We start from the raw sequence: 5,026 nt of genomic DNA on the forward strand, positions 1-5,026 counted from the left end.
TAAGTTGGCAGCATCACCCGATACCGTAAGGTGAGATCTTAATGGACTATTTTTAATAGATGATTCATTGGGGAGGGTATCGTGTTTAAACTTAATAAATTTCCCTCACTGCTGATTGCTGCGGTAGGGCTATCAGGGGCGGTTCAGCCTGCCGATGCCTCTTTTACCCAGACGCTCAAAGACGGTTACAACACGTTGAGCAACAACGTGGTGCAAACCTGGGAAGCGCCGCAGAGTTACGATCTGTATGTGCCGGTGATTACCTGGCATGCGCGATTTGCTTACGATAAAGATAAAACTGACAAATACAACGAACGTCCATGGGGCGCTGGCTTCGGCGTATCTCGCTGGGATGACAAAGGGAATTGGCACGGTATCTACTTAATGGCTTTCAAGGACTCCTTTAACAAATGGGAGCCTATCGGCGGCTACGGTTGGGAAGCTACCTGGAGGCCACTGGCGGACGATAATTTCCATTGGGGTCTGGGGTATACCGTAGGGGTAACGGCGCGGGATAACTGGAATTACATTCCCGTTCCGGTTCTGCTGCCGATGGCATCAATTGGCTATGGACCGGCAACGTTCCAGATGACCTACATTCCGGGTACTTACAATAACGGTAATGTCTACTTCGCCTGGCTGCGTTTTCAGTTCTAAAAATGGAGCTTGTAGCTAAAATAACGACAAAGTCAACCTGCGAATAAAAGTTAGCGACATTTATCACTTTTTAACAAACTTGGGCTGGACAAAACGCACCACAATTGTTGTACTGTTAACTGACACAGATTAGTGTCGTTTTTTCATATAAAGGTAATTTTGATGTCTAAGATTAAAGGTAACGTTAAGTGGTTTAATGAGTCCAAAGGATTCGGTTTCATTACTCCGGAAGATGGTAGCAAAGATGTATTCGTACATTTCTCTGCAATCCAGACCAACGGTTTCAAAACTCTGGCTGAAGGTCAGCGTGTAGAGTTCGAAATCACTAACGGTGCCAAAGGCCCTTCTGCTGCTAACGTAACCGCTCTGTAAGCGACAATAGCAGTCAGAATTCAAAACCCGCTTAATCGCGGGTTTTTTTTATTCTTTTTCTAGCGGCTGGTACTGAATAGCCAGAATGCGAGCGCCGTCATGGCGAACGAGCCCAGTAGGTTCACGGCGACATTCAACAGTGCCCAGCTAAATCTCCCCGCCTGCAACAAAAAGACCACCTCAGAGGAAAACGTCGAGAAGGTTGTTAACCCGCCGCAAAAACCGGTCGTGATAAGCAGCTTCCAGATTGGGTCAACCTGCGGCAAGCGGTTAAACCAGGCCAGCCCCGCGCCAATGATAAATGCGCCAATCAGGTTTGCTGTTAGCGTGCCCAGCGGAAGTGCATGGTGCATGGGGTTAAGCTTTAGGCTCAGCAGCCAGCGGGCTACGCTCCCGGTGCCCCCGCCGATAAATACGGCTAATAAAAGTTGCATCATTCCTGGTTCCTGCCATTTATTAACAATGCCCTGAGTTTAACGTCGAAAGGGTCAATATGCCTATATACTCAATAAATTACGGGTTGCTGTCATCAGAATAGTGAGCTGAAGACTCATCATTATTCATGATGTTGATATATTAGCAAAAGGTGGAGGTGAAGATGCGGGTTGCAGCGGGGCAGTTCGTCGTGACGCCAGAGTGGCAAATGAATGCACAAACCTGCGTGAGGTTGATGCAATCTGCGGCTGAACAGGGGGCCGCGCTACTGGTGTTGCCTGAGGCGCTATTGGCACGTGATGATAGCGATCCCGACCTGTCGGTTAAATCGGCTCAGCCACTTGATGGCGGCTTTATGCAGCAACTAAAAACCCAGAGCCGCAATGATACGCTCACCACGGTACTGACCATTCATACGCCATCGGGGGAGGGGCGGGCAAACAACACGCTGGTGGTCCTGCGTGCAGGGGAGGTGATTGCCCACTATCATAAACTGCATCTCTATGACGCGTTCTCTATTCAGGAATCGAAACACGTTGATGCCGGAAAAGCGTTGCCGCCGTTGATTGAGGTTGCTGGTTTCCAGGTCGGATTGATGACCTGCTACGATCTGCGTTTTCCCGATATGGCGCTAGCCCTCGCATTGCAGGGGGCGGAAATTTTGGTACTTCCCGCCGCCTGGGTCCGTGGCCCGCTGAAGGAGTACCATTGGTCAACGCTATTGGCCGCTCGTGCCCTGGACACAACCTGTTATCTGGTGGCAAGCGGGGAGTGTGGAAGCCGTAATATTGGGCAAAGCCGGATTATCGATCCTCTTGGCGTCACGCTGGCGGGGGCGACCCAATTACCGCAATTGATCGTTTGCGAGGTCCAGCGCGAACATCTTTTAACCGTTCGACAGCAGCTTCCCGTGCTGCAGAACCGGCGCTTTGCGCTACCGCAATTAACATGACGTTTTTTTAAACAATGCTTGATTCACCTTGTTACAGATTGCTATTGTGTGCACGCGCCAGATGACCGTTAATAGACCACAGTGATGTGGCGCATTTTGCAGCCTGTTTTTGAGAAGAAGGTATCTATGGGTGAGATTAGTATTACCAAACTGCTGGTAGTGGCAGCACTGATTGTTCTGGTGTTTGGTACCAAAAAATTACGGACTTTGGGTGGAGATCTGGGTTCAGCAATCAAAGGCTTTAAGAAAGCCATGAATGACGATGAAACCAGCGCGCAGAAAAGCGCAGATGAGACTCCGGCAGAGAAGCTCTCTCATAAAGAGTAAGCAGGGCAGCGTTTAACGTGAGTTGCAGAAAGCGTGCATCTCATGCGCAGGGTCAACTCTGCGAAAGGGGCTACAGCGTATGACGTTGTGGCCCTTTTTCATGGGCTAAATCATCGCTAATGGTATTTTATTGCAACAGTTTGTGTCGCGCTGAATGATAAAAAAGCCGCTTTCGGTAAGAGAGCGGCTTTTTTTTATTTCGCTGACGAACCTTACTTCACTTCCATGCCTTTGGCCTGGAGATCCGCGTGGTACGACGAACGAACAAACGGGCCGCAGGCTGCGTGAGTAAAGCCCATCGCCATCGCTTCGGCTTTCATTTCTTCAAATTCGTCCGGGCTAACATAGCGTTGTACCGGCAGGTGGTGACGGCTTGGCTGCAGATACTGGCCGAGCGTCAACATGGTGACGCCGTGGCGGCGCAGGTCACGCATTACTTCGATGATTTCGGCATTGGTTTCACCCAGACCAACCATCAAACCCGATTTGGTCGGGATATCCGGATGCGCTTCTTTAAAACGCTCCAGCAGTTTCAGCGACCAGTTGTAATCAGCGCCCGGGCGAACGTTACGGTAGATACGCGGTACGTTTTCCAGGTTGTGGTTGAATACGTCTGGCGGCGTGGCGGTCAGGATCTCGAGTGCGCGATCCATACGTCCACGGAAGTCCGGCACCAACGTTTCAATTTTGATGGTTGGGCTCTTCTCGCGAATTGCTGAGATGCAGTCTGCAAAATGCTGGGCACCGCCATCGCGCAGATCGTCACGATCCACCGAGGTAATCACCACATAGCGCAGGGCCATGTCGGCAATCGTCTGTGCCAGTTTCTGCGGTTCGTTGGCGTCCGGTGTTACCGGGCGGCCGTGGGCGACGTCGCAGAATGGGCAACGGCGCGTACAGATAGCGCCGAGGATCATAAAGGTCGCAGTTCCGTGGTTAAAGCATTCCGCCAGGTTAGGGCAGGATGCTTCTTCACAGACGGAGTGCAGGCCATTTTTACGCATGGCGGCTTTAATACCCTGGATACGGGAGGAGTCTGCCGGAAGTTTGATTTTCATCCACTCCGGTTTTCGTAACAGCGCTTCACGCTCTGTGACGACGTTTTTTACCGGGATAAGGGCCATTTTATCGGCATCACGGTACTTAACACCGCGTTCCATCACAATGGGTTTACTCATAGCATGCGTCTTCCAGTTCCGAGTATCGAGGGAAAGCTTTTCAATTCAAGGTATTGTTGTATTTATCAACTATTTTTGAATTAATGACAGGCAGTATACCATTGAAATGGGGCATAAAGCAGCCTAACAGGCCGGCAAATTGTAAAATAGTTGTTGAATAATGCTTTTTTGCCGGCGACGGAGTCGCTGGGGCTGGAGGCTCAGAATGCCTCATGAATGACGTTGATAATGTTTTGCATTACCGGGTCACGCAGGCTGAGTTTGTTGTAATGCAATGAAAAATCAACCTGTTCTTGCTGCAATGGCGCAAAGTCCAGCGCGCGCAGCGGCCAGCACTGTTTGAAGATATGGTAAAAGCGTAGCGGCATGATGCCAATTAGATCGCTTGAAGCGATCAGTGACGCGATAGTGAACAGATTGTAACTGCTTACGCTGACCTGGCGGTCAGGCAACATATCGCGAATGCGCTTGTACAGGTCGTTCTGGCCCGCACCGTCCATTGTCAGCAGGGTGTGTTCATACTGCATCAGCGTATCGACAGAGGGTTCTGCATCATGGGCCGGGTGGTCGTTACGACACACCAGCACCAGCTTGTCGCTGAATAGCGGATGGCGCCCCAGGGTGCGAGGGTTGTTGTGTTCGTGGTTATCGATAATTAAGTCGGTCTGGAACTGGCTAAGCTGGGTATTGGCATCGGTGACGGCAACATTACGCAGCAGCACCTGCGGGTACGTTTTTTTGACCACCTGATAGATGACAGGCATCACTATCGCCCCGACCGACGCCGCGGTGCCAATGGTGATCACTCGTTGTTTGTCGTAGCTGCCGTTGAGATCTAAAGCTCCGAGGATAGATTCCAGCCCCTGGCTAATATATTCATGCAGATGGGTCGCATAGGCTGTTGGCGTTACGCCCTGGCCTTTACGGATGAACAGCGGGTCGGGAAACAACAGTCTGAGTTTTTGGATCGATTGACTGATAGCCGACGGCGTAAGATTCAGAACTTTTGCGGCATTGACTATACCTTTATGGACGTATACCGCTTCAAATATGGTCAATAAATTGAGGTCTATATTACGCAGGGTACGGGTAATGACTCCAACTT

The 5,026-nt window shown here is 50.5% G+C and carries 7 protein-coding genes; 4 read left to right on the forward strand and 3 right to left on the reverse strand.

Features of this window, described 5'->3' with window-relative positions; genetic code table 11:
• The first annotated feature begins 108 nt into the window (after window positions 1–108).
• Entirely contained in the window at window positions 109–657 is a 549-nt protein-coding gene (gene pagP / locus LZ634_RS00795; RefSeq protein WP_234501856.1) for a lipid IV(A) palmitoyltransferase PagP, read from the forward strand.
• A gap of 162 nt (window positions 658–819) precedes the next feature.
• Window positions 820–1,029, forward strand: coding sequence for a transcription antiterminator/RNA stability regulator CspE (gene cspE / locus LZ634_RS00800; RefSeq protein ID WP_000034826.1), 210 nt, complete (start codon window positions 820–822; stop codon window positions 1,027–1,029).
• A gap of 59 nt (window positions 1,030–1,088) precedes the next feature.
• Here the strand turns inward: cspE and crcB are convergent, their stop codons facing one another.
• A complete protein-coding gene (gene crcB / locus LZ634_RS00805) occupies window positions 1,089–1,466 on the reverse strand; it encodes a fluoride efflux transporter CrcB (RefSeq protein ID WP_234501851.1) in 378 nt (125 codons plus the stop codon).
• 161 nt (window positions 1,467–1,627) lie between these two features.
• On the opposite strand from crcB, the gene LZ634_RS00810 reads away from it, so the two are divergent.
• Both LZ634_RS00810 and tatE read left to right on the forward strand, forming a co-directional pair.
• The gene (locus LZ634_RS00810) at window positions 1,628–2,416 is read left to right on the forward strand and encodes a deaminated glutathione amidase (RefSeq protein ID WP_234501852.1); all 789 of its coding nucleotides are present in this window, start codon (window positions 1,628–1,630) and stop codon (window positions 2,414–2,416) included.
• Window positions 2,417–2,542: 126 nt separating this feature from the next.
• Window positions 2,543–2,743, forward strand: coding sequence for a twin-arginine translocase subunit TatE (gene tatE, locus LZ634_RS00815; RefSeq protein WP_234501853.1), 201 nt, complete (start codon window positions 2,543–2,545; stop codon window positions 2,741–2,743).
• Window positions 2,744–2,955: 212 nt separating this feature from the next.
• Here tatE and lipA read toward each other — a convergent pair whose 3' ends face one another.
• Window positions 2,956–3,921, reverse strand: a complete 966-nt coding sequence (gene lipA / locus LZ634_RS00820) for a lipoyl synthase (protein WP_234501854.1) — start codon at window positions 3,919–3,921, stop codon at window positions 2,956–2,958.
• Between the two features lie 200 nt (window positions 3,922–4,121).
• Window positions 4,122–5,015, reverse strand: coding sequence for a YbeF family transcriptional regulator (locus tag LZ634_RS00825; RefSeq protein ID WP_414467718.1), 894 nt, complete (start codon window positions 5,013–5,015; stop codon window positions 4,122–4,124).
• Window positions 5,016–5,026 lie beyond the last annotated feature (11 nt).

Source organism: Kluyvera intermedia, assembly GCF_021440345.1.
Taxonomy (GTDB): Bacteria; Pseudomonadota; Gammaproteobacteria; order Enterobacterales; family Enterobacteriaceae; genus Kluyvera; species Kluyvera intermedia_A.

Coding starts and splice junctions, on each gene's coding strand:
- tatE (WP_234501853.1), top strand. CDS start 2,543: ATGGGTGAGATTAGTATTACCAAACTGCTGGTAGTGGCAGCACTGATT.
- LZ634_RS00810 (WP_234501852.1), top strand. CDS start 1,628: ATGCGGGTTGCAGCGGGGCAGTTCGTCGTGACGCCAGAGTGGCAAATG.
- lipA (WP_234501854.1), bottom strand. CDS start 3,921: ATGAGTAAACCCATTGTGATGGAACGCGGTGTTAAGTACCGTGATGCC.
- cspE (WP_000034826.1), top strand. CDS start 820: ATGTCTAAGATTAAAGGTAACGTTAAGTGGTTTAATGAGTCCAAAGGA.
- crcB (WP_234501851.1), bottom strand. CDS start 1,466: ATGATGCAACTTTTATTAGCCGTATTTATCGGCGGGGGCACCGGGAGC.